Origin of the sequence: Streptomyces sp. 3MP-14 (assembly GCF_006334905.2) — a bacterium.
GTDB lineage: Bacteria > Actinomycetota > Actinomycetes > Streptomycetales > Streptomycetaceae > Streptomyces > Streptomyces triticirhizae.
The window spans coordinates 475,827-500,632 of the sequence record NZ_VDLZ02000003.1; the positions used below are offsets into that span (position 1 = coordinate 475,827).

Sequence of the window (24,806 nt, forward strand, 5' to 3'; positions counted from 1 at the left end):
GTGTTCCTTCCACGGTGAGTGCGGGCGCTGCCCGAGCCTGAACGGGCAGGCGAATGCGGGGTGTTCACCCACGGCCGGTCAGCGAGACCAGTTCGCCGGTGATGTTCTCGTTGGCGGGGGAGCAGTAGAAGACGACGGCCCTGGCGACCTCCTCCGGGCTGCCCAGCCGGCCGGTCGGCATCGCCGACGCGGCCTTCGCCAGGACGGCCGGCGGCAGGAAGCCCAGCGCCCCCTCGGTGGTGGTCAGCCCGGGGCTGACCACGTTGACCAGCACGCCGTCCGGGCCGGCGGCGCGGGCCAGGCTCAACGCGAAGCCGTGCAACGCGGACTTCGCCGCGGTGTAGATCTCCTGCCCGGCCTCTCCCTTGGTGGCCAGGTGCGAGGAGATCAACCCGATCCGGCCGTGGCCGCGCGTCCGCATCCCGGGGAGCGCGGTCTGCACGGTGCGGATCGTCGCGGTCAGGTTGTGGTGCAGCTGCGCGGACCACTCGGCCGGGTCGAGCGTCGCGAAGTCGGCGCCCGGGCCCTGCTCGGGCCGCCGCACGGCGTTGGCGACCAGCGTGTCCACCGCGCCGAAGTGCTTCTCGACGGCGGGCACCAGCGCCTCGACCGACTCCGCGTCGGCCAGGTCGTAGCGCACCGCGAGGGCCCGCTCGGGGCCGCCGAGCTGGTCCACCAGCTCGGCGGCCCGCCCGGCGGCGGCCCGGTAGGTCAGCACCACCCGGGCGCCCTCGGCGGCGAACGCGCGCACCGTGGCCTCGCCGATGCCACCGGTTCCCCCGGTGACGACGGCGACCCGGTCCCGAAGTCCGAGATCCACGCCGGCCCCTAGCGCGCGCCGGCGGCCGCGCCGGTCAGCGGGAGCCGCTGGAGCGCGCCGGCCAGCGCCTGCCGGCTGAGGGAGTCGCCGCGCGCCAGCAGATAGGCGTCCGGCCGCACCAGCAGCCAGCCGCCGGGCTTCAGTCCGAGCCGGGCGGAGACCCGCCCGTCGGCGTCCGGCACCGTGCCCTCGCCGTCGACCAGTGGCGTGTCCGTGACGGTCAACGGGGTCAGCCAGCCGCCGTGTTCGCGGCGCACCCAGTCGAGCGCGTCGGCCTGCGCGGCCTCGCCCGGCGTCGCCCGGGTGATCAGCAGCCAGCCGGGCCGGCGCAGCGCGTCCAGCAGCACCGGCCAGCCGGTGCCCGTCAGGTCGCCCTCGTCCACCTCGGTGACCCGGGTCCCGGGCGCGGGGCCCGCGCCACGGAACGGCTCCTTCGCGGTCAACTCGCGCTCCGCGTACGACAGCAGCAGGCCCGACATCCCGCCGAGCATCTCCCGCTGCATCCGCTTCCGGATCGGCGCGACCCGGCTGACCACGCCGAAGATCACCGGCAGCGCCAGGTCGGTGAACCTGCTGCGCAGCTCGATCATCTGCGTCGCCTTCTTGGTGGACTCCAGCAGCGCCTCGCCCACCGGGACCCGCTCGTCGGCGTAGCTGTCCAGCAGCTCCTCGCGGGCGTGGCCCTCGATCACCATGGTCAGCTTCCACGCCAGGTTGACGGCCTCCTGGACGCCGGTGTTCATGCCCTGCCCGGAGGCCGGGCTGTGCACATGCGCGGCGTCCCCGGCGACCAGGGCCCGCCCGGACCGCATCCGGGGCACCATCCGCTGCTGCGCGGTGAACCGCGACACCCACGTCGGGGTGCCGACCCGCACCTGGTGGCCGAGGCCCTGGGTGAGCTTCCGCTCGAAGCGGGCCGCGAGCGCCAACGGGTCGCCGTCGTAGTCCGTCTCGGCGGTGTCCAGCAGCCGCCACCGGTCGTCGGCCAGCGGCACGGCCATCATCGTGCCGCCCTTGGCGCGGACCCAGTAGATGCTGTTCGGCGGCAGCTCGCTCGTAAGCGGCGCGTCGGCCAGCAGCCAGGTCTGGTTCTCCTCGCCGATCAGCTTCAGCTCCAGCTTCTTGCGGACCGTGCTGTGGCCGCCGTCGCAGCCGACCAGCCACGGCACCCGCGTCGACTCCTTGTGCCCGTCGGCGTGTTCCAACTCCACGCTCACGCCCTCGGCGTCGGGCGCGACGTCCGTCAGCTTCACGCCCCACTCCACCTTCACGCCCAGGTCGGCGAGCGCGTTGCGGAAGACCTCCTCGGTGGCGGTCTGCTCGATGGCCAGGGTGAACGGGAAACGCGTCGGCATCGTCGAGTAGTCGGCGTCCAGCCGGGCGAGCCGGCGGCCGTCCTGGAAGAGCGTGAACGCGCGGATCTCCCGACCCCGCTTCAACATCTCCTCGATGACACCCATCTGGTCATACGCCTCCAGCGTGCGCGGATGGGTCGCGATCGCCCGGCTGGTGGTGGCGGGTTCGCTCTTCGCGTCGATCAACCGCAGCGGGATTCCGCGGCGGGCGAGTTCATGGGCCATGGCGAGCCCGACCGGGCCTGCGCCGGCCACCAGGACCTCGGGGACGTTCGAGCCTCTCGTCACTGACATCTCAACCTCTGCTGCCGTCGGCCGTGCCCTCCAGGGGTGGCGCGGTGGGTGGGCTGGGTGTCCGCACACCGTCGGGCACCGCGCTGGAGTCCGCCTCAATCCGTGGTGGATGCCGTGTTCGCGAAGATCAACGCGCCCTCCACCAGGGCTTGAGGGCCTGCCACCAGGCTGGGCGAAGCGCTGGCCGCGCGGCGTGACCCCTGGAGGCGGCGGGACGCCGCCGTTCGCTGGGCGAACGGCGGGCGACCGCCGCCGGAGCCGCCGGGCGGCGGGCCTCGGGACCCGCCCGGGGCGGGTCTGAACGCGCGTTCAGGCGACGCGAGTTGCCTGAACGGGCGGGCGCCTGCCGGCGGCGGGTGCCTGCGGCGGCAACGGGCCGGCGGGTGACCGCCGGTGGCAAGAGGCCGGCAGGTAACGGCCGGTAGGCAACAGGCCGGTGAAGCGCCGGCCGACGGAACGGACCGGCGGGTGACCGCCGGTGGGCAAGGGGACGGCGTGAGTCGGTTGGCAGGAACGGTCCGGTGAGTGCCGGCCGAAGAGGAACAGGCAGGCGGGCGACGGCTGTTGGGAACGAGCCGGTGGTGAGCGCGCCGAGCAGGAACGGCCGGCGAAGCGCCGGCCGACGGCAACAGGCCGGTGCGAGCTGGCCGATGGGAACGGGCCGGTGGGTAACCGCCGGTGGCAACAGGCCGGTGGGTAACCGCCGGTAGGCAGCAGGCCGGTGCGAACTGGTCGACGGAACGGGCCGGCGGCGTAACCGCCGGTAGGCAACACGCCGGCGGGAGCCGGTCGTTCGGTACGGGCCTGCGGGCCCAACCGCCGGAGGCAAGCGGCCGGTGGGCAACCGCCGGTAGGCGGCGGGGTCGGCGGCAAGCCGCCAGCGGCCTAGCCGCCGGAGGCAACCGGCCGAGCTAGAGAACAACCCGGCTGGGGGACCAGCCGCAGAGTGCAAGCGAACGTCAGCCGACGGGGCGGGCCGAAAAGAAGGAGCGTGCATGGACACCGACGTCCTCGTGGTGGGAGGCGGACCGGTCGGCCTGATGTTGGCGGCCGAGCTGCGGACCGGAGGGGCCCGCGTGGTCGTCCTGGAGCGGCTGAAGGAACCCAGCGGCCACTCCCGGGCGTTCCGGATGCAGGCCAGGATGCTGGACGTGCTCGACCAGCGCGGCCTCCTCGACCGCTTCACCGACGGCAACCGCACCTGGCCCAAGGCGCACTTCGCCGGCCTCGAACCCCTGCTGGACTTCGGTCATCTCCGCAACGAGCACCCCTACGCCCTCCTCATCCCGCAGGCCCGCACCGAGCAGCTCCTTGAGGAGCACACCCGCGCGTTGGGCGTCGACATCCGACGCGGGCACGCGGTGACCGCCGTCGAGGACACCGGCGACGGCGTCCGCTGCGAGGTCGAGACCGACGAGGGCCGGCACTCGCTGACCGCCTCCTACCTGGTCGGCTGCGACGGCGGCCGGTCCACCGTGCGGAAGCTCGCCGGCATCGGCTTCACCGGCTCCGACCCCACGGTCAGCGCCCTGCTCGCCGACGTCGAACTGGCCGACCCGAGCCAGCTGCCCAACGGCGTTCCCGGCACCATGCGCACCCCGCACGGGCTGTTGATGGCGATCTCCCTCCAGCCCGGCGTGACCCGCATCCTCACCACCGAGTTCGTCCCGCCGGACCCGGCGACCGCGCGCAGCGAGGTCACGCTCGACGAACTCCGCGCCACCGTCCGGCGGATCAGCGGCCTGGACGTCGACATGGACCGGCCGCGCTGGCTGTCCCGCTTCACCGACACCACCCGCCTCGCCGACACCTACCGTTCCGGCCGGGTCCTGCTGGCCGGCGACGCCGCGCACGTCCACTTCCCGATCGGCGCGCAGGGCCTCAACCTCGGGCTCCAGGACGCCGTCAACCTCGGCTGGAAGCTGGCCGCCACCGTCACCGGCCGGGCGCCCGACGGGCTGCTCGACAGCTACGGCGCGGAACGGCGACCCGTCGCCGAGCGCGTGCTGCGCGAGACCCGGGTGCAGCTCCTGCTGATGTCGCCCGACCCCAAGGTGGACCCGCTGCGCGAGGTCTTCTCCGAACTCCTCGCCATGCCGGAGGTCAACTCCCGGCTGGCGCACGAGATCACCGGCCTCGACATCCGCTACCAGCTGCCCGAGGGGCGTTACACCCACGACCTGCTGGGCTGCCCCTGCCCGCCGTTGAAGCCAGGACCGGGCGACGGCGTGCGCGCCCTGTTGCGCGCCGGGCGCGGCGCGCTGCTCGTGCCCGACACGCGCCCCGGCGTGGCCCGCGCGGCCGAGGGCCACAGCGGGCGGGTCGGCACCGTGCCCGCCGGCGAGGGGCCCGGGCTGCTGCTGCGGCCCGATGGCCATGTCGCCTGGGTCGACCCGGGCGACGACACCCCGGCCGACGACGTTCTCGCCGACCTGACCGACGCCCTGCGCCGCTGGTTCGGCGACCCCGCCCCCACCGGCACGCCCCGACCCCCGACCTCAAGGAACGGGTGACCCCATGAAGACCAGGCCACTCGCCGTCCTCGGCGGCTTCGAGTTCACCCCGAACATCCACGAGGACGAACGGGGACTGTTCGTCTCGCCGCTCCAGGAGGACGCCTTCCTGGCGGCCGTCGGCGAGCCGTTCCCGACCGCCCAGACCAACCACAGCCGCTCCGCGCGCGGCGTGCTGCGCGGGCTGCACTTCACCACGACGCCGCCCGGGCAGGCCAAGTACGTGTACTGCGCGCGCGGCCGCGCCCTCGACGCGCTCGTGGACATCCGGGTCGGCTCCCCGACGTTCGGGCGGTTCGACGTCGTGGAGATGGACGCCGTCTCGTTCCGCGCCGTCTACATCCCGGACGGCGTCGGCCACGCGTTCCTCGCGCTGGAGGACGACACCGTGATGTCCTACCTGGTCACCAGCGCCTACCGGTCCGACCTGGAACAGGCCATCGACCCGCTCGACCCGGCGCTCGGGCTGCCCTGGCCCGCCGACCTCACCCCGCTGATGTCCGAACGGGACACCAAGGCCGTCTCGTTGGCCGAGGCCGAGGCGAGCGGCATGTTGCCCCGCTATGCCGACTGCCGCCAGTGGCCGCTGCCGCCGGACCACCCGGGCCTCTCGGGCGCGCCCCGGTGAGCGGCTTCGGCCCGCCGCCGCGCCGGGTCGTGGTGCTGGGCGCCACCGGCTGCATGGGGCGGCGCATCACCCGCGCGTTCGCCGACCAGGGCACCGGGGTCACGGCCGTCGCCCGGCGCGGGCCGGCTCCGCCCGGCGCGGACCGCCTCCGCACGCTGGACGCCGCCCGCGAGACGGCCGGGCGGCTCGCCGAACTCCTCGTGGAGGAACGGGCGGAGGCCGTCGTCAACGCCACCCTCGGCTGGGGCGACGACCTGCACAGCACCAACGTCACCGTCGTCGAACGCCTGTTGGGCGCCCTGGCCTGCCTGCCCGCGCCGCCCCGGCTGGTGCACCTGGGCACCATCCACGAGTACGGGCCAGTGCCGCACGGCACCTCCATCGACGAGACCGTGCCGCCCAGGCCGCAACAGCCTTATCCGCAGTCCAAGTTGACCGCCGCAACCCAGATCCTCGCGGCGTCGGCCGCCGGCACCGTGGACGCCACCGTGCTGCGGCTGACCAACACCATCGGGCCCGAGCCGGCCGAGGAGAGCTTCTTCGGCTCCCTCGCCGCGCGGCTGCGCGACGAGCCCGACACCATCGAACTGACCGTCGCCGACGCGCACCGCGACTACCTCGACTCCCGGGACGCGGCCGACGCCGTGGTGCGCGCGGCCGCCGCGCCCGTCGGGCACGGCGTTCTCAACCTCGGCAGCGGCGAGGCGCGCCCCATCGCCGACCTGGTCGACGCCCTGGTGCGCGCCTCCGGCCGGCCGCCCGAGTCCGTGCTGACGCGGGCCGGGTCCGTGGCCAGCCGGGGCGGCGACTGGATCAGGGTCGACAACGGCCGCGCCCGCCGCCTGTTGGGCTGGCGCCCTCGGCACGACCCCGACGCGTCCATGCGCGCCCTCTGGAACAGCGTCCGCGCGGCGACGCTCCAGCCTCGCTGAGCGCTGGCCGCGAGGTTTCTGGGCCGGGGGGCGGGGCCGGGGCCGGGTGCGGGGTTTGTCTGCGGGCCGGTGGCCGGTGCGGGGCAGCCCGACTGGTCGTTCTGTTGGTTGACGAGACTCTGCGGTGTGGTTGGGGTTCTGGCGCGGGCCACGACGCCGGGCCTAGATGGCACACGATCGGCCGGGTGCGGGCGTAACGAATACCGGCAGGAGGCTGGCTGGGAGGGGGGCGCGGCTTCCGGGAGGTGGAGTTCGTTGCCGCCAGGGGTGGTGGGTGATGGCGACCGTGCCCTCCGGGCGCAGGGACTGCGGCTTGTTCGAGGGTCGGTTGGCCGCTGGGGGCGTGCGTGGCGCGCACCGGCTTCGCCGGCCTGCCCCGGCATGTCGTCCGTCTCGGACGTGACCGATCGTCGGGCGACTGGAGGGGTCGGCTCCCGCCGCTCCACTCCGCCGGCATGACGGGGCAACGGTCAATGACCACGCTGCCGCGCGAACATAGTCTGCCGTCTTGGGAGTCCGCGGGCCGTCGACTTCCGAAGGCGGGCGCGCGGGGGTGGGGGGACCTTTTTTCTAGGTGCCCGTTTAGAAGTGAACAGATCGTTCAACTCTAGACGGGCACCTATTGAAAGAGGCCCCCCACCCCCCTGCCCGGAAGTCGACAAGGTGCGGACTACTCCACCGGCAGGCGATGTTCGCGCGGCAGCGTGGTCGTTGACCGCCACCTCGTACACGGCTCGCTCAACACAGAACTAGCACTGGCCTGCGAGTCGCCCGACGATCGGTCACGTTCGAGACGGGCGACATGCCGGGGCAGGCCGGCGAAGCCGGTGCGCGCCACGCACGCCCCCAGCCGCCGGCCGACCCCCGAACTCCGCGCGGTCCCTGCGCCCGTGGGGCACGGTCGCCAGAGCTGACCCCCGTTCGGCAACGAACTCCACCTCCCGGAAGCCGCGCCCCCCTTCCCAGCCAGCCTCCTGCCGGCATTCGTTACGCCCGCACCCGGCCGATCGTGCGCCATGTAGGCCAGGCGTCGTAGCCCGCGCCAGAGCCCCAACCCCACCCCAGAGTCTCGTCAACGAACCAAACGATCAGTCGGGCTGCCCCGCACCGGCCACCGGCCCGCAGACAAACCCCGCACCCACCCACCACCCGCACCCGCACTCCTCCACCCCAATCCCCCCGCGTCAACCAACCACCTGGAGCAGCAGGTTGGCCGTCCCCGGCGGAACATCCCGCAGCCGGTCCGCCACGGCGGCAGCCTGAATCGCCGTCCAGACGTCGGCCGGCCCCGCCGCCGGCTCGTCGGCGAGGTAGAGCGCGGCCACGCCCGCGACATGTGCGGCGGCCGAGGTGGACCCGGAGAGCGTCGCGGTCGCGGTGTCGGAGGTGTGCCAGGTGGAGACGATGTCCACGCCCGGCGCGTAGAGGTCGACCGCCGGGCCGTGGTTGGCGGAGCCCGCCGCCCGGTCGTCGCAGCTCGCGGTGGCGGTGGTGATGGCCTCCGGCACCCGGCCGGGCGAGTAACCTCCGGCGTCGCTCGCCGAGTTGCCCGCCGCGACGGCATAGGTGACGCCGGCCTCGATGGACCGGAGCAGCGCGTCGTCGAGCACCTGGCTGGGCCCGCCGCCGATGCCGAACGCGGCCACCGCCGGCCGGCCCTCCGCGTCGCCCGTCAGCCAGTCGATGCCGGCCACGACGTCGGCGATGGTGCCGGCGCCGCCGTCGTCGAGCACCTTCACCGACACCAGCCGCGCCCGTTTCGCGACCCCGTGCGCCTCGCCGCCGACCGTTCCCGCGACATGCGTGCCGTGGCCGTTGCCGTCGGAGCCGTCGCCGCCGGACGCGTCGAAGCCGGGCTCGGCCCGGCCGCCGAAGTCCCGGTGCGTGTAGCGGATTCCGGTGTCCACGACATAGACGGCGACGCCCTCGCCGGCCGAGTCCGGGTAGCGGTACTGGCCGTCGAGCGGTGGGTCGGGCTGGTCGATCCGGTCCAACCCGCAGGACGGCGGGTCGGGTTGCACCCCGAAGGGCCGCGACGCCCGGGAGTCGGGGGCCGGTTCGGACGCCTCGACGGCGGTGTTCCGTTCGACGAGCGCGACGGCCGGGTCGCCGGCGAGCCGCGCGGCCTGTTCCGGCGTCGCGCGCACGTGGTAGCCGCGCAGCGCGTCCCGGTAGGTGTCCAACACCGTCGCGCCGTGCCGCTCGGGCAGCGCGGTCAGCCCGGGGTCGGGGGCGCGCTCGCCTTCGGCGAGGACGACCAGGTAGCTGTCGCCCACGGCGTTCGGGGCGTGGGCGTTGACAACGGTGCCGGTCGGGGGCGCGGCGGCGCGCGCCTCGGCGGCCGGCAGGGTGCCGGCGGCGGCGAGGCCGAGCAGGGCGGCGAGCGTGGCGAGGCTCTTCACTGCCTTCACGGGACTCCTCACGAAGTTCATGGCGCAGTCATGACAACCACACGCGTGGCACCCAGCCTCCCGCCCCCGCCCACCGAACGGCAACCCCGCCCACCGAACGGCAACCCCGCCCACCGAAACGGCAACCCCGCCCCGGGGCAGCGAACTCGCCGCGATACGGCCAGACTTGGGAACGGACGGCTCGACGAGGAGCGCGGGAGGCGGAGCGCATGGCCACGGTCGTGTTGATCGGCACGCTGGACACCAAGGGAGCCGAGTACGCGTGGCTCGCGGAACGGGTGCGCGCGCACGGCGCCGAGGTCCTGACGGTGGACGTCGGCACGTTCTCGGACGCGGCGGCCGACGTGCCGGCCGGCGCGGTCGCCGAGGCCGCCGGCACCGACCTGGCCGCGCTGCGCGCGGCGGGCGACCGGGGCGCGGCGATGGCGGCGATGGCCGAGGGCGCCGCCGTGGTCGCCGCGCGCCTGCACGCCGAGGGCCGGCTGGATGCCGCCTGCGCCGTCGGCGGCTCCGGCGGCTCCTCGGTCGCCGCCGGCGCGATGCGTGCGCTGCCGGTCGGCGTGCCCAAGCTGCTGGTCTCGACGATGGCCTCCGGCGACGTCTCGCCCTACGTCGGGGAGAGCGATGTGACGATCACGCACGCGGTGGTCGACGTCGCCGGCGTGAACTCCGTCTCCCGCCAGGTCTTCGGCAACGCGGCGGCGGCCGTCGCGGCGATGGCGCTCGCGCACCGCGCCCGCGAGGCCCAACCGCCGGACGGGGAACGGCCGTTGGTGGCCCTGTCCATGTTCGGCCTGACCACCCCGGCCGTGGACGAGGCGCGCGCCGAGCTGCTCGACCTCGGCTACGAGCCGCTGGTCTTCCACGCGACGGGCGCCGGCGGGCGCGCCCTGGAGAAGCTCGCCGCCGACGGCCGGCTCGCCGGGGTGCTGGACCTGACCACGACGGAACTCGCCGACGAACTGGTCGGCGGCGTGCTCAGCGCGGGCCCGCGCCGGCTGGAGGCGGCGGGCGCCCGGGGCATCCCGCAGGTGGTCTCGCTGGGCGCGCTCGACATGGTCAACTTCGGGCCACGGGCGAGCGTTCCGGCCGCGTTCCACGACCGCAGGTTCCTCGTGCACAACCCGACGGTGACGCTGATGCGCACCACGCCCGAGGAGAACGCCGAACTCGGGCGGCGGCTCGGCGCCAAGCTCGCGGCGGCCACCGGGCCGGTCGCGGTGCTGGTGCCGCTGCGCGGGCTCAGCGGGATCGACGTGCCGGGCGGCCCGTTCCACGCGCCGGACGCGGACCGCGCCCTGTTCGCCGCGCTGCGCGAGGCGCTGGCCGGCTCGCCGGTGGCGCGCGTCGAGGTGGACGCGCACCTCAACGACCCCGGCTTCGGCCGCGACGCCGCCCGCCGCCTGCACCGGATGATCACGGCGAACGGCCAACGGCCAACGGGGAACGGTCAACGGTGAACGGTGAACGCGCCGCGCCGGCGGCCCCGTTGACACCCGGCCGCGCCCGTTCCCACCCGACGTCACCCACCACCGAAGGAGCGAGAAGCGCCATGGACCGCGACACCGCGCTGGCCCGGCTGCGTGCCACCGTCGCCGCCGGCCGGCCGATCATCGGCGGGGGAGCCGGCACCGGCATCTCCGCCAAGTCGGCCGAGGCCGGCGGCATCGACCTGCTCATCATCTACAACTCCGGCCGCTACCGGATGGCCGGCCGGGGCTCGCTCGCCGGGATGCTCGCCTACGGCGACGCCAACGCCATCGTGCTGGAGATGGCCGACGAGGTGCTGCCCGTCGTCCGCGACACCCCGGTGCTGGCCGGCGTCAACGGGACCGACCCGTTCCGCGTGATGGGCCGGTTCCTGGACCGGATCGCGGCGGCCGGCTTCGTCGGGGTGCAGAACTTCCCCACCGTCGGGCTCATCGACGGGGTCTTCCGGCAGAACCTGGAGGAGACCGGCATGGGCTTCGACCTGGAGATCGAGATGATCGCGACGGCCCACCGGCGCGGCCTGCTGACCGCGCCCTACGTCTTCGACGCCGACCAGGCCACGGCCATGGCGCGGGCCGGCGCCGACGTGCTGGTGCCGCACCTCGGGCTCACCACCAAGGGCACCATCGGCGCCGCCACCGCGCTCGGCCTCGACGAGTGCGTCGAACGGATTCAGGCGATGCGCGACGCCGCCGTCGCCGTCAACCCGGACATCCTGGTGCTGTGCCACGGCGGCCCCATCGCCGAGCCCGAGGACGCGCGCCGGGTGTGGGAGCGCACCACGGGCGTCGTCGGCTTCTTCGGCGCCAGCTCGATCGAACGGCTCCCGACCGAGGTCGCGATCCGCCGCCGGACGGAGGAGTTCAAGTCCCTGCCGCTGCACCGCTGAACGCGCCCCCGCCGCTGCGCCCCCCGAACGGACCCGGCCCCGCCCGCGCCGCGCGGCATAATCCGGGTGTGCCTCTCCCGCTCCCCGCCGCCTCCACCCGCGCCCGCGCGGCGCGCCGGTTCGTGGTGCCGGCGCTGATGGCGGCGTTCCTGGCCGCGCTGGTCACCGACGAGGCCGGCGCCGCAACGCCGGACGCCGTGGTGGCGCTGGCCTCGCTGGCGGGCGTCGCGCAGGGGGCCGCGCTGTACTGGCGGCGTTCCCACCCGGTGCCGGTCATGGCCGGCTGCCTGGTCGGCGGCCTGGTGGTCCACCTCGTCGCGCCCGGCGGCGTCCTCCCGTGGGCCGGGCTGGTGGCGATCGCCTCGCTGGCCGCCGCCCGCCCGCCCCGCGTCTCGCTGCCCGCGCTCGCCGCGCTGCTGGCCCTCACCTCCCTCAACTTCCGCACCGAGCCCCGGGGCGACGCGCTGTTCGCCCTGGCCCTCGCCGTGCTGGTGTGGGCGCTCGGGGAGGCCACGCGCAACCGCAGGGCGGCGGTCGCCGAGGCGGCCCGGCGCGCCGTCATCGAGGAACAGGCCCGCATCGCACGGGAGTTGCACGATGTGCTCGCGCACAGCGTGACCGGCATCGTGGTGCGGGCCGCGGCGGCGGACGACGTGTTCGAGGAACGGCCCGACCAGGCGCGGGCGGCGCTGCGCGCCATCGACGCGGCCGGCCGGTCCGCCCTGGCCGAACTCCGCCTGCTGCTGGCGACGGTGCGCCCCGACGACGGCCCGGAGGCCGGCCGCGAACAGGATCGCGCGGCCGGCCGGAGGAACGACCGCGCGGACGAACGGCTCCCGCAGCCCGGGCTCGACCGGCTCGGCGAACTCGATGAGCCGCTGTGCGCCGCCGGCCTGTCCGTCGCGCTGACCGTGCGCGTGCCGGACCCGCTGCCGGCCGGGGTCGAGGTCTCCGCCTACCGCATCGTTCAGGAGTCCCTCACCAATGTGCTGCGGCACGCGCGCGCCCGCCGGGTCGAGGTCACCGTCCGGCTGGCGGAAAGCGCGGGCGCGGGGGGCGCGTTGGAGGTCGAGGTGCTCGACGACGGCGCGGGCGCCGGCGCGGGAACGGGCGCGGGCGCCGGCGTCCGCGCCGGCGCAAACGCCCCCGGGTACGGGCTGCTCGGGATGCGGGAACGCGCCGCCCTGCTCGGCGGCACCCTCACGGCCGGCCCCCGGACCGACGAGCCCGGCTTCCGCGTCCACGCCCACCTGCCGCTGCGCGAGCCGGCGGCCAGGCCAGCCCTGCCGATGCCGGAAGGGGGCCGCCGGCCATGACCGTGCGCGTGCTGGTGGCCGACGACCAGGAACTGGTCCGGGTCGGCTTCCGCATGATCATCGACGCCAGGCCCGACCTGGAGGTCGTGGGCGAGGCCGCCGACGGCCAGGAGGCCGTGGCCCTCGCCGCCGAACGGCGGCCCGACGTCGTCCTGATGGACGTGCGGATGCCGCGCCTGGACGGCATCGGCGCCATCGAACGCCTCGTCGCCGCCGGCAGCCAGGCGCGCATCGTCGTGCTCACCACCTACGACGTCGACGACGCGGTGCACGCCGCGCTGCGCGCCGGCGCGTGCGGCTTTCTGCTGAAGGACGTGCGCCCCGCCGAACTGGCCGAGGCGATCCGCGTGGTGGCGCGCGGCGACGCGCTCCTCGCGCCCTCCGTGACCCGCCGGCTGCTGGAGCGGCTGGCCCCCGCGCTGCCGGCGCCCGGCGATGCGCCGCCCCCGACGGCCGAGGCCCTGAACGCGCTCAGCCCGCGCGAGCACGAGGTGCTGCTCCTGGTGGCGCGCGCGTTCTCCAACGCCGAGATCGCCCGGCGGCTCGGCCTTACCGAGGCGACCGTCAAGGCCCATGTCTCGGCCGTGCTGCGGAAGTTGGGCCTGCGCGACCGCGTGCAGGCGGTGGTCCTCGCCTACGACCTGCGCCTGGTCCACCCGCGCCCCACCTGAGCGCGCGCCCCGCCCCGTTCCGTCGAAGGACGGAGCGCGCGCGCCCGCGCTTCGCCGAAAGTCGCACCCGCGCCTCACCCCCGCGCACGACGCGCACCCGCCGCCCGTTCCCTACCGTGATGACCATGGCGCTTCCCGCCCAGGTCACAACGCACGAGGAGACGACAACCATGGAGACCGAACGACTCCAGGCGGTGCGCCGGATGGTCGTCAAGCAGCGGCTGCGCCTCACCGTGAACCAGTACGAGATCAGCGCCCCGGGCGACAACGACAACGACAACAACGGGAACAACGGGAACAACGGCGACGACGACGGCGAGCTGATCGCGTTCGTCCAGCAGAAGCGGCTGGCCCTCAGGGAGCGGGTGACGTTCTGGACCGACAGCTCGCGCGCCACCGTCCTCGGCGGCTTCGCGCACCGCGACGTGATCGACCTCGGCGGCGTCTACGACGTCACCGACGCCGACGGCGGGACGCTCGGCCACTTCCGCAGAAACCTCAGGAAGTCCCTCTTCCGCACGACCTGGCACCTCGAACAGCCGGGCCTCGGCACGCTCGTCGGCACCGAGCGCAGCGGCCGGGTCGCCGCGCTCCGCCGGATCTGGGCGTTCGTTCCGTTCGCCGACGAGCTGCCGGTCGGCTGGGCCTACCACTTCGACTTCCAGCTCGACGGCGCGCCGGCGCTGTCCGTCACCCGCGCCCGCACCCTGCGGGACCGCTACCGGGTGGAGATCCACGAGCCCCGCCTGGACCGACGCCTGGTGATCGCGATGGCCGTCGCCCTCGACGCGATGCAGTCCCGCTGAGGAGAGCCGACCCATGCCCCCCGCCGACCCCGCACCGGCCCCGCCCGACGCCCCCGGGCAGGCCCCCCGCCTGCGGCGTGTCGCCGTCCTCGTGCTCGCCGGCGCCAAGCCGCTCGATGTCGGCATCCCCGCCCAGGTGTTCACGACCCGCGCGAGTATGCCCTACGAGGTGCGGGTGTGCGGCGCCGCGCCGGGGCTGGTCAGCGGGGGCGACGGCCTGTCCTATGCCGTGGAGCACGGCCTAGAGGCGCTGGCCTGGGCGGACCTCGTCTTCGTGCCCGGGTACCGGTTCCCCGACCGCGATGACCCGCCTCGGGCGGTGCTCGACGCGCTGGTCGCCGCCCACGACCGGGGCGCGCGGCTCGCCGCCATCTCGACGGGCGCCTTCGCGCTCGCCGCCACCGGCCTGCTCGACGGCCGGCGCGCCACCACCCACTGGCACTACGCCCGCGCGCTGGCGGCGCGGCACCCGCGCGTCGAGGTGGACGAGAACGTGCTCTTCGTCGACGAGGGCACCGTCCTGACCTCGGCCGGCGCGGCCTCCGGCATCGACCTGTGCCTGCACGTGCTGCGCGGCGAGTTGGGCGTTGCCGCGTCGAACCACGCCGCCCGGCGGCTGGTCGCCGCGCCCTATCGCAGCGGCGGCCAGGCGCAGTATGTGCGGCGCGGCGTGCCCGAGCCGCTCGGGGAACGGTTCGCCGCCACCCGCGAGTGGGCGTTGCGCCGGCTGGACGAGCCTCTGACCCTGGAGAGCCTGGCCGAGCACGCGGCGGTCTCGAAGCGCACCTTCTCCCGCCGCTTCGTCGACGAGACGGGCTACACGCCGATGCGCTGGCTGCTGCGCGCCCGCGTGGACACGGCCCGTGAGCTGCTGGAACGCTCCGAGCGCAGCGTCGAGCAGATCGCCGCCGACGTCGGCCTGGGCACCGGCGCCAACCTGCGGCGCCACTTCCAACGCGTCCTGGGCACCTCGCCGTTGGAGTACCGCCGCACCTTCGCCCGCGACACGACCTAGCCAGGCCGTGTCCGTGGTGAGTGAGCCCGCTGGCACGATCCTTGCGGATGCTGACGATCACGCCACTGGCAGGCCCCCCGGCACCGTGCGAGTCTCACGAAGGAGAGCGAAGGGACAACGCCTCGAAAGGCAGGACATTCCATGACCCGCATCGCCATCAACGGATTCGGCCGCATCGGGCGCAACGTGCTGCGCGCCCTGCTCGAACGCGACACCGACCTGGAGGTCGTGGCCGTCAACGACCTGACCGACCCCGCCGCCCTCGCGCGGCTCCTCGCGTTCGACTCGACGGCGGGCCGGCTGGGCCGCCCGGTGTCCGCCGAGGGCGACACCCTCGTGGTGGACGGCCGCGCCATCCGGGTGCTCGCCGAGCGCGAGCCGGCGCGGCTGCCGTGGCAGGAGCTGGGCGTCGAGATCGTGCTGGAGGCCACCGGCCGCTTCACCTCGGCGGGGGCCGCGCGCGCCCACCTCGAAGCCGGCGCGCGCCGCGTCCTGGTCAGCGCGCCCTCGGACGGCGCGGACGTCACCCTCGCCTACGGCGTCAACACCGACGCCTACGACCCGGCCGCGCACACCATCGTCTCCAACGCCTCGTGCACGACCAACGCGCTGGCGCCGCTGGCGAAGGTCCTCGACGAACTCGCCGGCATCGAGCACGGGTTCATGACCACCGTGCACGCCTACACCCAGGAGCAGAACCTCCAGGACGGCCCGCACCGCGACGCCCGCCGGGCCAGGGCCGCCGCCCTCAACATCGCGCCGACCACGACCGGCGCGGCCAAGGCCATCGGCCGCGTGCTGCCGAACCTCGACGGCAAGCTGTCCGGCGACTCGATCCGGGTGCCCGTTCCGGTCGGCTCGATCGTCGAACTCAACACGAGCGTCGCCCGCGACGTGACCCGCGAGGACGTGCTGGCGGCCTACCGCCGCGCGGCCGACGGGCCGCTCGCCGGCGTCCTGGAGTACTCCGAGGACGCGCTGGTCTCCTCCGACATCGTGGGCAACCCGGCCTCGTCGATCTTCGACTCGGCCCTCACCCGCGTGGACGGCCGCCGCGTCAAGGTCGTCGCCTGGTACGACAACGAGTGGGGCTTCTCCCAGCGCGTGGTGGACACCCTGGAACTCCTCGCCGCCGACTGAGCGCCCAGGCGCGGCGCCGCCGGGGCGCCCTCACCCGGCCGGCTCGATGCGCAGCACCGCGCTGGCCCCGTCGACCTCGACGACCTCCAGGCTCATCACGTCGTTGATGGTCGCCGGCGGGCCCACGCCGCACCGCAGCCCGATGCCGCTGCCGCCCGCCGTCGACACGCCGCCGCCACCGGAGCAGCCGGCGACGCCGAACCCTGAGCCGGTCAGCGGCGCGGCCAGCTCCACCCCGTCCTCGGTGATCGCGGTCACCTCGATCGGCCCGAGGCCGTAGTCCGGCGGCACGTTCACCACGTCGCCCGCCGTCACCTCGATCTCGCAACTCCCGTCGCCACAGGGCCCGTCGGGCGTGGGCGGCGGGGTGGCGGTCTCCTCCTCGGCCGTCGGCTCGTCGCCGCCGGACCCGCCGCCCGCGTCCTCGCCCTTCTCGGCCGGGGACTCCGACGACTCCGACGACCCGGCCCCGTCCTCGGCATCCGAGGAGTCCGACGAGCACGCCGTGAGGACGGCGAACGCGACGGCGGCGGCAACGGCGGCCCGGGCAACGGCGGTGGACGACGTTCTGCGCATCATGCCCACCATCGAAACCCATCCGCGCGGGACCCCTCCCGGCGCGACCGGCCGAGGGCCGCCGCCGAGGCCCCGGCCCCGCCCCGCCCCGCCCCGCCCGCCCCGCGTTTAGCCGGCGGCCGAGGGCGCCCGGAGGACGCAGAACTCGTGCCCGTCCGGGTCCGACAGGCACCGCCACGGCACGTCGTCGCCCTGCCCCAGGTCGATCTCGACCGCGCCGAGGTCCCGCAGCCGCGCCACCTCCGCCGCCGTGTCGTCGCCCCGGTACGGCAGCAGGTCGAGGTGCACGCGGTCCGGCACGGCCTTGCCCTCCGGCCGGCGCAGGAACTCCAGATACAGGCCGAGGCCCGTCGGCGACCGCAACGACGCCTGCTGGTCCGTCACTTCGCCCAGCGCCCACTCCGTCGCCCCGGCCCAGAACCGGGCCATGGCCCGGGGGTCCACGCAGTCGACGACCACGGCCGCGATCGGCCCGGTGTCCCGGTACACCTCGCGCGGCTCCAGCACACAGAACTCGTTGCCCTCCGGGTCGGCCAGCACCACCCACGGCACGTCGTCGCCCTGCCCCACGTCCGCCGGCGTCGCGCCGAGGTCCCGCAGCCGCTCGACCAACTCCGCCTGGTGCGCGAGCGAGGTGGTCGCCAGGTCCAGGTGCGCCCGGTTCTTCGTCGCCGACTTGGGCTCCGGGACCCGCACCACGTCCACGACCAGCGCGGCCGGGTCCGGCCACACATACTCCCCGCCCGGCTCGACGTTGGCCACGCCCGGCGCCTCGCTCGACAGCTCCCACCCCAGGGCCGCCGCCCAGAACCGGCCGACGGCCTCCTCGTCCAGGGCCTTGATGTTCACGTTCACCGGTCGCAACGCCATGCCCGCGATCCTATGCCGCCCCTCTGACACCACCCGGGAGCCCCCGCGAGGCCCCCTTGACCCCGTGCGGCGGCGGGCGCCCCTGTTCGCTGGTGGCTCCGCCGCAGGGCTGCCACGACGCACGGATATGCCAACGGGGGAGCGAGTGTCTGAAGACATCGCTTGTCGGTTCGAATCCGACTCCGCGAACTCCTGCGTAGCGCAGGATTGTGTCAACACACCTTCTCTGGAGGCCAAGTGAGCACAGCAACGATCCCCTTCGCCGCCCGTTCGACTTCGCCGTTACACCCGAAGATGAATGGGTGTTCTTCGAGAACAACCCCGCTGGAACATGGTCTTGGGTGGAGAACCGCACAGGACTGCCTATCGCCGCAGCGCACGCAGAGTACCTACAAGGAAAGTGACCGTGACTGATTCAGAGAACGCCCGTATCCGGGAGTTCGCCGAACGTCTCATCGGTGCGGATTCCAGCGCATGGACGGCGACCTTCGCCCAAGTGCCGCGCCATCACTTCGCCCCCTCCTTCTACGCCATGACAGGCGGCGGTTGGAAAGAGGTCAAGGACGGTGATCCGGGTTACCTCGACGGTGTGTACTCGGATGCCGCGCTCACCACGCAGACCGACGACAAGGGAATCCCCAACTCGTCATCGAGTGAACCCTCACTCATGCTCGCCATGCTCGAAGCCCTGAACGTTCGGCCTGGGGACGCCGTGTTCGAACTCGGCACCGGTACGGGCTACAACGCCGCTCTTCTCTGCGCGCGTCTCGGCGACGCAAGGGTTGTCAGCGTCGATGTGGACGAAGAACTCGTCAGAGTTGCCCGTGACCGGCTGGCCGAACTCGGATACTCCCCGACTCTGGCGGCCGGAGACGGGGCGGCCGGTTACCCGGAGAAAGCGCCGTACGACCGCCTGATCGCCACGGCGAGACTCCGGTCCGTCCCTCGCGCCTTCCTTGAACAGTCGGCAGACGGAGCGGTCATGGTGGTGCCGATCGGCTTCGGTGTCGCCCGACTCTCCGTGACCGGCAAAGCGGAAGCAGACGGCCACTTCATGCCGGTACCCGCGCACTTCATGCCACGCCGAGCGGAGGGTGCGGCACCGCGCTTCGCTGAACTGGAGACCCAGGAGGCCCGTCCCACGTCGGTCAACGTCGCTGAAGTGCTGGATCGGTTGAGCTTCCCGCTGTCGCTTGTCATGCCGGACTACACATCCTGTACGTGGGTTGACGACGACGGCACCCCCAGCGCCTTCGGGCTCTGGACCGGTGACGGGTCCACGGCCACGGCCACCGTGACCGGGAAGGTTCGCCAGACCGGCCCGCGTCACCTGTGGGATGAGCTGGAACAACTCGCCGTCACCTTCGAGGACATCGGCAGTGTGTCGCGGGAAGACTTCGGGATCATCGTCACGCCGGACGGTCAGCGCGTCTGGTACGGCGCCGAAGACGGTCCCTCCTGGGCGCTGACCGCAGAGTGACACACCCGGTCGCCCGTCCGTGTACTGCGCCATGGGTGCGGCGGGCTTCTCCCGGGGTTCCCGCAGCGCCGCCTTGTCGAGCTGGTATCCGGCTATCTCACCATCACTCAACCGAGTGAGGTGCGGGCATACGCCGAAACGTTCGCCATGCTGGCCGGCATGGCTCTCCACGGTGACCGGGCACGCGCGTTGCCGACCGAAGCCAGAAACTCGCTGGCCTAGTTCCCCCGCAATCCCGCGCAATCGGCTGCCCGTCGCGGGCCCGCCGTGGCTAGCGTTGGTCTGATCTACCACACCCTGATCCGCTTCCCCGCAGATCGGGGACAGCCAACCACCGCAGGCGCCAACGCGCTTGCCCTCCCGAAGAGGCGCGCATGAAGCGAATCGTCGCCCGGCTGTGGAAGCTCCTTCGCGGTCCGCTCCAGTGGCGCCTTCTGTGGCTCACACACGCCACGTTCATGGTCGGCGTCACGGGCGTGGTGCGGAACGAGAACGGGCAGGTCCTCCTGCTCAGGCACCGCATGTGGCCAGCCGACCGGCCCTGGGGTCTTCCCACCGGCTACGCGGTCAGGGGCGAGGAGTTCCCGATGACCGTCGTTCGGGAGGTACGGGAGGAAACCGGCCTCGATGTCGTCCCGGGGCGGCTCGTTCAGGTGACCAGCGGCTACAGGCTGCGCGTGGAGATCGCATACGAGGCCCTGCACGTGGGCGGAACGCTCGCGATCGACGGCTTCGAGATCCTGGAGGCGAAGTGGTTCAGCCCGGACGCGCTCCCGAAGGGGACGCAGGAGTCGCACATCCCGCTCATCAGGTCGGAATCCCTCCCCGGACGGGGCTCGCCCCCAACGAGTCCGTGATCGGCCCGAACGCACGGGCCGCGCTCGCGGCCCTCCGCGCCGATCCGTCGTCGCGCACCGGACGGCATCCCGCACACGCCTTCCGCCCCCTCCCGGCCATGCTCGCCCGGTGGGCGGCGGACGGCATCGACACGACGCCCTTTCACGCGGGTGTCGAGAACGCCCAACGCCGATATGCCGGTTACGGACTGGCCGAAATGCTGCCGTTCGACCGCGTGCTGGTCGGCAGCGCATCGACGCGCGTGGGAGCCTTCGGCGGATTCCACCACCCCGACCAGGGATACCGTCACCTCCAGATGGTTTCCCTCATCACCATGTACGGGCCGATGGAACGCCGGAATCCCCAGCACCCCGCGCTGGCCGTTCTCGACCTGCTGCGCGCGTACGCGCATGACTGCCTCCACTACGGTTCGCGTCGGCGCTACGTGGAGGTGGCCGGAACTCCGGTCCGGACCCAGTACGGGATCAACTACCGCCGCACGAACGGGCAGTCCTATTCGGCAGCCGACCGGTCCGGAAGCCACCACACGCGGAATCTCGGAGTCGTGATGGAGGGGGCGTGTGACACGGAGGCCCGTTCCCTCACCAGGGAAACGGCGGAGCGCTTCGGCGTGACGGCTCCTGCGGAAGCCCTCGACGCACTGGCGTTCCGGGACATGACGGGAACGCTGACGGCGGAGGACGCGGCCGGGCACGCGGAGATGGTGGCGGAAGGCGGAGAACGGGCGCGGTACGCGGCGGCCCTGTGCCGCTACGAGAGGGGCGTGCACCGGCGGTATGCGCGCCTGCTCGCGGAGTTCGCCCCCGGGGAGGAGGCCGAGTGCTGAGGGCGAGGTGAAAGCGTGTCAGAAGATTGGAGGGTGAACCATGGTTCGGTCAACGTCGTCCAGTGCCCAGCGTGCCCGGAGGGTTCTGGCCGACCGCCTGCGTGAGTTGGCCGGGGACGCCGGGTTGACCGGTAAGGATCTGGCCGCCCGGTGTGGCTGGCATCCTTCCAAGGTCTCCCGCATAGCAACGGCGAGGACGCGGCCGAGCGAGGACGACATCAGGGCGTGGTGCCGGGCGTGCGGCGCCGAGGACCAGACGGGCGACCTGATCGCCTCGCTGCGTGCCGTCGAGGGGATGTGGCTGTCCTGGCGCCGGCTGGAACGCGCCGGGCTCAGACGGTCCCAGGAGGAACGGCTACCGCTGTACCAACGCACGCGCCGTTTCCGCTCCTACGCCGGGTGGGCCATACCCGGGCTTCTCCAGACCCCCCGGTACACCGAGGACGTGCTCCGGACGATCCAGCGGCAGCGGCTGCCCACGGACGACGTGGCCGAGGCCGTGGCGGCCCGGGTGGAGCGGCAACGGGTGCTGAGCGACGGGCAACGGGTGTTCGCGTTCCTGATCGAGGAGCCCGTGCTGCGCAACACCCTCAGCGCTGCCGAGGTGCAGCGAGAACAGCTGGAGCGTCTTCTCACCGTGATGGGTTCGCCCCGGGTCAGTCTCGGGGTCGTCCCGGTGGCCCGGGATCGCGCCCAGCTCCCGGTCGAGAACTTCTGGATCTTCGACAACGCCCAGGTCAATGTCGAGTTGGTGTCCGGCTATCTGACGCTGACCCAGCCCAGCGAGGTCGGGGCGTACTCGGACACGTTCGGCCGGCTGGCGAGCATGGCCGTCTACGGCGCGCGGGCGCGTGCCGTGATCGAGGAGGCGCGGGACGCGCTCGCCTGACGCGCGGTGCGGCCCGCGCCCGCTCGGGGCGCGGGCCGCAGGCCCTGTGCTACTTGCCCTCGTCCCTGACGGTGGTCAGGAACGCGGACCAGGCCGGTCCGGAGAAGGTGAACGCCGGGCCGGTGGGCTTCTTGGAGTCGCGGATGGCCATCGAACGGCCGTCCAGGCGGGCTGCTTCGACGCAACTGCCGCCGTGGTCGTTGGAGTAGCTGGAAGTGAACCAACGGGCTTCGGTGAGCATGGGTTAGTGCTCCTTTGCCGTGGTCAGGGTGGTCAGGAAGGCCGACCAGGCCCCACCCGTGAAGGTGAAGGCCGGGCCGGTGGGGTTCTTGGAGTCGCGGATGGCCATGGTGCTGCCGTCCAGGCGGGCTGCTTCTACGCAGTCGCCGCCCTGGTCGTTGGAGTAGCTGGAAGTGAACCAAGTGGCGTCCGCTGGCATGGGGTTACCGCTCCTTGACCGTGGTGAGGAAGGTGTTCCAGGCGTCGGCGGAGAAGGTGAACGCCGGGCCGGTGCGGTTCTTGGTGTCGCGGATGGCCATGGCGTGGCTCTCCAGGCGGGCGGCCTCGACGCAGTCGCCGCCGTGGTCGTTGGAGTAGCTGGAGGTGAACCAGTCGGCCGTGGTGAGGTGGTGGGCCTGGGGTGCGGTCATGGTGCTCAGTGCTCCTTGATTGCTTTCTTGATCATGTTGAGCGATTCCACCGGCCCGGGGGCGAGGGCTTGCAGGTCGGTGAACGCCTCCTCGTAGCGGTCGATGTCGCGCTCCCGGCGACTGACCCAGGCGTCGGCCAGATTCTCCAGGTAGACGATGGACTTGAGCGCGGCGTTTTCAGGGAAGCGCAACACCGTGAACTTGCCGTTCATCCCGGGGTGGGCGCCCGCCGCGAACGGCACGACCTGGATCTTAACGTTCGGCAGCGCCTCGACGACCTCCACGATATGGGTCAGCTGGTCGCGCATGATCTCCCCGTCCCCGACCCGTCGATGCAGCACCGCCTCGTTGATGACGGCGGTCAGCCGCAGCGGCATCAGCGCGCGCCGCAGCACCTCCTGCCGTGCCATCCGCACGAGAACCTGTCGGTCCACCTCCTCGTTGCGCAGCCCGGCCAGCGCGTTCTCGTGCAGGACGCGGACGTAGGCCTCGGTCTGGAGCAGGCCGGGGACGAACTCGGCTTCGTAGGTGTGCAGTGAGCTGGCCGTGGCCTCCAGCCCCAGGAACGCCTTGAAGACCGGCCCGATGACCGGCCGGTACTTCGGTGACTGCCACCAGTCCTGCTTCGTCTTGGTGACGGCGGCGTAGCCCATCAGATGCGTCCGTGTCTCCTCGTCCGCCTGGTAGATCTCACACAGCGCCATGACGTCCGCCTGTTCGACGACCGTGTTCTCTCCGGTCTCCAGGCGGGTCAGCTTGGACGGGCTCCACAGCAGCCTCTTCACCACCTGACTCGCCTTCAGCCCGGTCGCCAGTCGCAACCGGCGCAGCTCGCTGCCCAGTTGAAGTCGGCACAGCGCGGGCGTCGCCGACTCGATGTCCGTGATCATCCGTAGCCCTCCCTCTCAGTTTCGCGGCGAACGTTCTGCTGGCGCAAGAAACGTTCTGAGCCAGAACGGGCGACCACCGCCGTTCCGCGTGAACTTCCTTACGGCAGCAGGGAGTTACGCAGAAATTTGACAGCGGAATTCCGGCTTTCTGGTCCTCAACATAGCCGTTCTGATGCCATTCTGAACATGGCTGCTCACACAGCGCGGTTGAACCGCGAGAAGGCCGACCGGGAGGACTCAATGGCTATCACACGAGGTGCGCTCGCCAGCCGGGATGTTCACTTCTGGGCCATAACTGTTCGCTCCCGCGAGATCGGTTACTGGCGGGCGACCGTTGCTGACATCCTGCGGGGCTGGCGGGCTCGCGAAGAGACCGTCGCGCTCGGGGAGCAGGGCGTCTCGGAACTGTTGGCCAACGTGGCGTGCCACGTGGACGATCCGCGCTGTGGGCTGCGGCTCAGCCGCGCCGAGGGGAACGTGCTCGTCGAGGTGCTGGACCGCTCGGGGCAGCCGCCGCGCGTCGGGAACCGGCCGAGCTGGTCGGCCGAACGCGGGCGCGGGCTGTGGCTGCTGCGGGAAATGGCCGACGACTTCGGCTATATGCCGGCGCCCTATCCGGAAGGCGACGGGCTCCGGATGGGAAAGGTTGTCTGGTTCTCGTGCCGGGGCGCCCTTTCCGGAGAACCCGGCTGATGAACGGGCTGCCGGAAGCCTCGGAACCCTCGGAACCTCCCGAATGGGAGTTCCTCGTTCCGAAACCGGGGCGGGGGCCGGGGAGCGGGTGGGTGCTCGGGCCGTGCTGGTTCTACTGCGGGCACCAGGTCACCGCCGTGCTGTGGATCGGCTGCGCGACCACGGTCGGCGCGGGCGCGCCGCTCTACATCTGCGGGCCGTGCCTGGACCAACTGCACGCGATGCTCTGGGACTTCACCGAGCTGAACCGGGCTGCGCCGACCGACGCGGAGGGGCGGCACGTTCCGCTCTACCGGCCGTCGGCCGTCGGGCCACCCACCGTTCCCCGGCGGCGCGCCCCGGCGCGCCCGGCCCGCACCCGGCTCGGGGAACGGCTGCTGCGCCTGGCCTCCACCGGGGCCAGGGGAGAGAAGGGAGAACAGTGAACTCGATCATCAGGGGCGCCGACTGGGTGCTGTGCGAGGAGCGCGGCGAGGGCGTGCCGGACGGGATATACGGCGTCGCGTGCATGAGCTGCGAGGCGGCGTCGCCGCTCTTCGACGACGAACAAACTCCGTGTGGAGTCTGGGCGTTGCACCACACCCAGGAACGTCCTGACCACACGTTGTTCCTCGCCCGCACCGAGCGGCACTGGCGGGTGGTGCGCCGGCCGGAGCCGGAGGACCCGGCGGCGGCGCGGCCGACCGTGCTGGACCGGGCGCTCGGACCGGCCTTCGTCGGCCTGATGTGTCTGCTGACCGCCGCCTCGGGCTACCTGCCGCTCCTCACCTGAACCACCGACCGGCCGACGACC

General features: G+C 73.0%; 26 protein-coding genes. 17 read left to right on the forward strand and 9 right to left on the reverse strand.

Translation table 11 applies throughout. The features are described 5' to 3' along the window. Positions 1–64: 64 nt before the first annotated feature. Both FH609_RS06555 and FH609_RS06560 read right to left on the reverse strand, forming a co-directional pair. Positions 65–820: an SDR family NAD(P)-dependent oxidoreductase gene (locus FH609_RS06555; RefSeq protein WP_139666216.1), complete on the reverse strand. Its 756-nt coding sequence runs from the start codon at positions 818–820 to the stop codon at positions 65–67. A gap of 8 nt (positions 821–828) precedes the next feature. Next, a complete protein-coding gene (locus FH609_RS06560) occupies positions 829–2,469 on the reverse strand; it encodes an FAD-dependent monooxygenase (protein WP_139666217.1) in 1,641 nt (546 codons plus the stop codon). Positions 2,470–3,464: 995 nt separating this feature from the next. Between FH609_RS06560 and FH609_RS06565 the strand changes: the two genes are divergently transcribed. The 3 genes from FH609_RS06565 to FH609_RS06575 are packed head-to-tail and all read left to right on the forward strand — an operon-like array spanning position 3,465 to position 6,542. Then, entirely contained in the window at positions 3,465–4,982 is a 1,518-nt protein-coding gene (locus tag FH609_RS06565; RefSeq protein ID WP_139666218.1) for an FAD-dependent monooxygenase, read from the forward strand. Between the two features lie 4 nt (positions 4,983–4,986). After that, positions 4,987–5,610, forward strand: a complete 624-nt coding sequence (locus FH609_RS06570; protein ID WP_139666219.1) for a dTDP-4-dehydrorhamnose 3,5-epimerase family protein — start codon at positions 4,987–4,989, stop codon at positions 5,608–5,610. Continuing rightward, positions 5,607–6,542 (forward strand): NAD-dependent epimerase/dehydratase family protein, encoded by a 936-nt coding sequence (locus tag FH609_RS06575; RefSeq protein WP_139666220.1) that lies wholly within the window; start codon positions 5,607–5,609, stop codon positions 6,540–6,542. Before FH609_RS06570 ends, FH609_RS06575 begins: the two co-directional genes overlap by 4 nt. A 1,184-nt stretch (positions 6,543–7,726) precedes the next feature. Here FH609_RS06575 and FH609_RS06580 read toward each other — a convergent pair. Beyond that, positions 7,727–8,953: a S8 family peptidase gene (locus FH609_RS06580; protein ID WP_226961448.1), complete on the reverse strand. Its 1,227-nt coding sequence runs from the start codon at positions 8,951–8,953 to the stop codon at positions 7,727–7,729. Between the two features lie 209 nt (positions 8,954–9,162). On the opposite strand from FH609_RS06580, the gene FH609_RS06585 reads away from it, so the two are divergent. The 7 genes from FH609_RS06585 to gap all read left to right on the forward strand — a co-directional run bounded on the left by FH609_RS06585 (position 9,163) and on the right by gap (position 16,281). Beyond that, the gene (locus FH609_RS06585; protein ID WP_139666222.1) at positions 9,163–10,413 is read left to right on the forward strand and encodes a Tm-1-like ATP-binding domain-containing protein; all 1,251 of its coding nucleotides are present in this window, start codon (positions 9,163–9,165) and stop codon (positions 10,411–10,413) included. Positions 10,414–10,505: 92 nt separating this feature from the next. Next, entirely contained in the window at positions 10,506–11,333 is an 828-nt protein-coding gene (locus FH609_RS06590; protein ID WP_139666223.1) for a phosphoenolpyruvate hydrolase family protein, read from the forward strand. A gap of 68 nt (positions 11,334–11,401) precedes the next feature. Next, positions 11,402–12,649, forward strand: a complete 1,248-nt coding sequence (locus tag FH609_RS06595) for a sensor histidine kinase (protein WP_226961449.1) — start codon at positions 11,402–11,404, stop codon at positions 12,647–12,649. After that, complete coding sequence (locus tag FH609_RS06600; RefSeq protein WP_139666224.1) at positions 12,646–13,320, forward strand: response regulator; 675 nt, start codon at positions 12,646–12,648, stop codon at positions 13,318–13,320. Before FH609_RS06595 ends, FH609_RS06600 begins: the two co-directional genes overlap by 4 nt. A 125-nt stretch (positions 13,321–13,445) precedes the next feature. Next, on the forward strand, positions 13,446–14,126 hold the full coding sequence (locus tag FH609_RS06605; RefSeq protein WP_226961450.1) for a hypothetical protein: 681 nt from the start codon (positions 13,446–13,448) through the stop codon (positions 14,124–14,126). A 13-nt stretch (positions 14,127–14,139) separates the two neighbouring features. Next, positions 14,140–15,141: a GlxA family transcriptional regulator gene (locus FH609_RS06610; protein ID WP_139666226.1), complete on the forward strand. Its 1,002-nt coding sequence runs from the start codon at positions 14,140–14,142 to the stop codon at positions 15,139–15,141. 141 nt (positions 15,142–15,282) lie between these two features. Then, positions 15,283–16,281, forward strand: coding sequence for a type I glyceraldehyde-3-phosphate dehydrogenase (gene gap / locus FH609_RS06615; RefSeq protein WP_139666227.1), 999 nt, complete (start codon positions 15,283–15,285; stop codon positions 16,279–16,281). A 30-nt stretch (positions 16,282–16,311) separates the two neighbouring features. Here the strand turns inward: gap and FH609_RS31495 are convergent, their stop codons facing one another. Then, complete coding sequence (locus FH609_RS31495) at positions 16,312–16,860, reverse strand: hypothetical protein (RefSeq protein WP_226961451.1); 549 nt, start codon at positions 16,858–16,860, stop codon at positions 16,312–16,314. A 105-nt stretch (positions 16,861–16,965) separates the two neighbouring features. Beyond that, positions 16,966–17,727, reverse strand: a complete 762-nt coding sequence (locus FH609_RS06625) for a VOC family protein (RefSeq protein WP_139666228.1) — start codon at positions 17,725–17,727, stop codon at positions 16,966–16,968. Between the two features lie 406 nt (positions 17,728–18,133). On the opposite strand from FH609_RS06625, the gene FH609_RS06635 reads away from it, so the two are divergent. The 4 genes from FH609_RS06635 to FH609_RS06655 all read left to right on the forward strand — a co-directional run bounded on the left by FH609_RS06635 (position 18,134) and on the right by FH609_RS06655 (position 21,780). Beyond that, positions 18,134–19,207, forward strand: coding sequence for a methyltransferase domain-containing protein (locus tag FH609_RS06635; RefSeq protein ID WP_226961452.1), 1,074 nt, complete (start codon positions 18,134–18,136; stop codon positions 19,205–19,207). Between the two features lie 374 nt (positions 19,208–19,581). Then, on the forward strand, positions 19,582–20,064 hold the full coding sequence (locus FH609_RS06645) for an NUDIX domain-containing protein (RefSeq protein WP_139666230.1): 483 nt from the start codon (positions 19,582–19,584) through the stop codon (positions 20,062–20,064). Beyond that, positions 20,061–20,891: a hypothetical protein gene (locus FH609_RS06650; protein WP_193317790.1), complete on the forward strand. Its 831-nt coding sequence runs from the start codon at positions 20,061–20,063 to the stop codon at positions 20,889–20,891. Before FH609_RS06645 ends, FH609_RS06650 begins: the two co-directional genes overlap by 4 nt. A 40-nt stretch (positions 20,892–20,931) precedes the next feature. Next, the gene (locus tag FH609_RS06655; protein ID WP_139666231.1) at positions 20,932–21,780 is read left to right on the forward strand and encodes a helix-turn-helix domain-containing protein; all 849 of its coding nucleotides are present in this window, start codon (positions 20,932–20,934) and stop codon (positions 21,778–21,780) included. 49 nt (positions 21,781–21,829) lie between these two features. Here the strand turns inward: FH609_RS06655 and FH609_RS31505 are convergent, their stop codons facing one another. The 4 genes from FH609_RS31505 to FH609_RS06670 are packed head-to-tail and all read right to left on the reverse strand — an operon-like array spanning position 21,830 to position 23,320. Beyond that, positions 21,830–22,021 (reverse strand): DUF397 domain-containing protein, encoded by a 192-nt coding sequence (locus tag FH609_RS31505; RefSeq protein ID WP_139707847.1) that lies wholly within the window; start codon positions 22,019–22,021, stop codon positions 21,830–21,832. 3 nt (positions 22,022–22,024) lie between these two features. Continuing rightward, on the reverse strand, positions 22,025–22,219 hold the full coding sequence (locus tag FH609_RS31510; RefSeq protein ID WP_139707845.1) for a DUF397 domain-containing protein: 195 nt from the start codon (positions 22,217–22,219) through the stop codon (positions 22,025–22,027). Between the two features lie 4 nt (positions 22,220–22,223). Next, a complete protein-coding gene (locus tag FH609_RS06665) occupies positions 22,224–22,430 on the reverse strand; it encodes a DUF397 domain-containing protein (protein ID WP_139666232.1) in 207 nt (68 codons plus the stop codon). A 5-nt stretch (positions 22,431–22,435) separates the two neighbouring features. Next, positions 22,436–23,320: a helix-turn-helix domain-containing protein gene (locus FH609_RS06670; protein WP_139666233.1), complete on the reverse strand. Its 885-nt coding sequence runs from the start codon at positions 23,318–23,320 to the stop codon at positions 22,436–22,438. A 207-nt stretch (positions 23,321–23,527) separates the two neighbouring features. On the opposite strand from FH609_RS06670, the gene FH609_RS06675 reads away from it, so the two are divergent. The 3 genes from FH609_RS06675 (at position 23,528) to FH609_RS06685 (ending at position 24,785) form a co-directional block, all read left to right on the forward strand. Next, on the forward strand, positions 23,528–24,013 hold the full coding sequence (locus FH609_RS06675) for an ATP-binding protein (RefSeq protein WP_226961453.1): 486 nt from the start codon (positions 23,528–23,530) through the stop codon (positions 24,011–24,013). 92 nt (positions 24,014–24,105) lie between these two features. Further along, a complete protein-coding gene (locus FH609_RS06680) occupies positions 24,106–24,438 on the forward strand; it encodes a hypothetical protein (RefSeq protein WP_139666234.1) in 333 nt (110 codons plus the stop codon). Beyond that, positions 24,435–24,785 carry a hypothetical protein gene (locus FH609_RS06685; RefSeq protein WP_139666235.1) on the forward strand — a complete coding sequence of 117 codons (351 nt, stop codon included), beginning with the start codon at positions 24,435–24,437 and terminating at the stop codon, positions 24,783–24,785. The genes FH609_RS06680 and FH609_RS06685 overlap by 4 nt, the downstream gene beginning before the upstream one ends. The last annotated feature ends 21 nt before the right edge of the window (positions 24,786–24,806 follow it).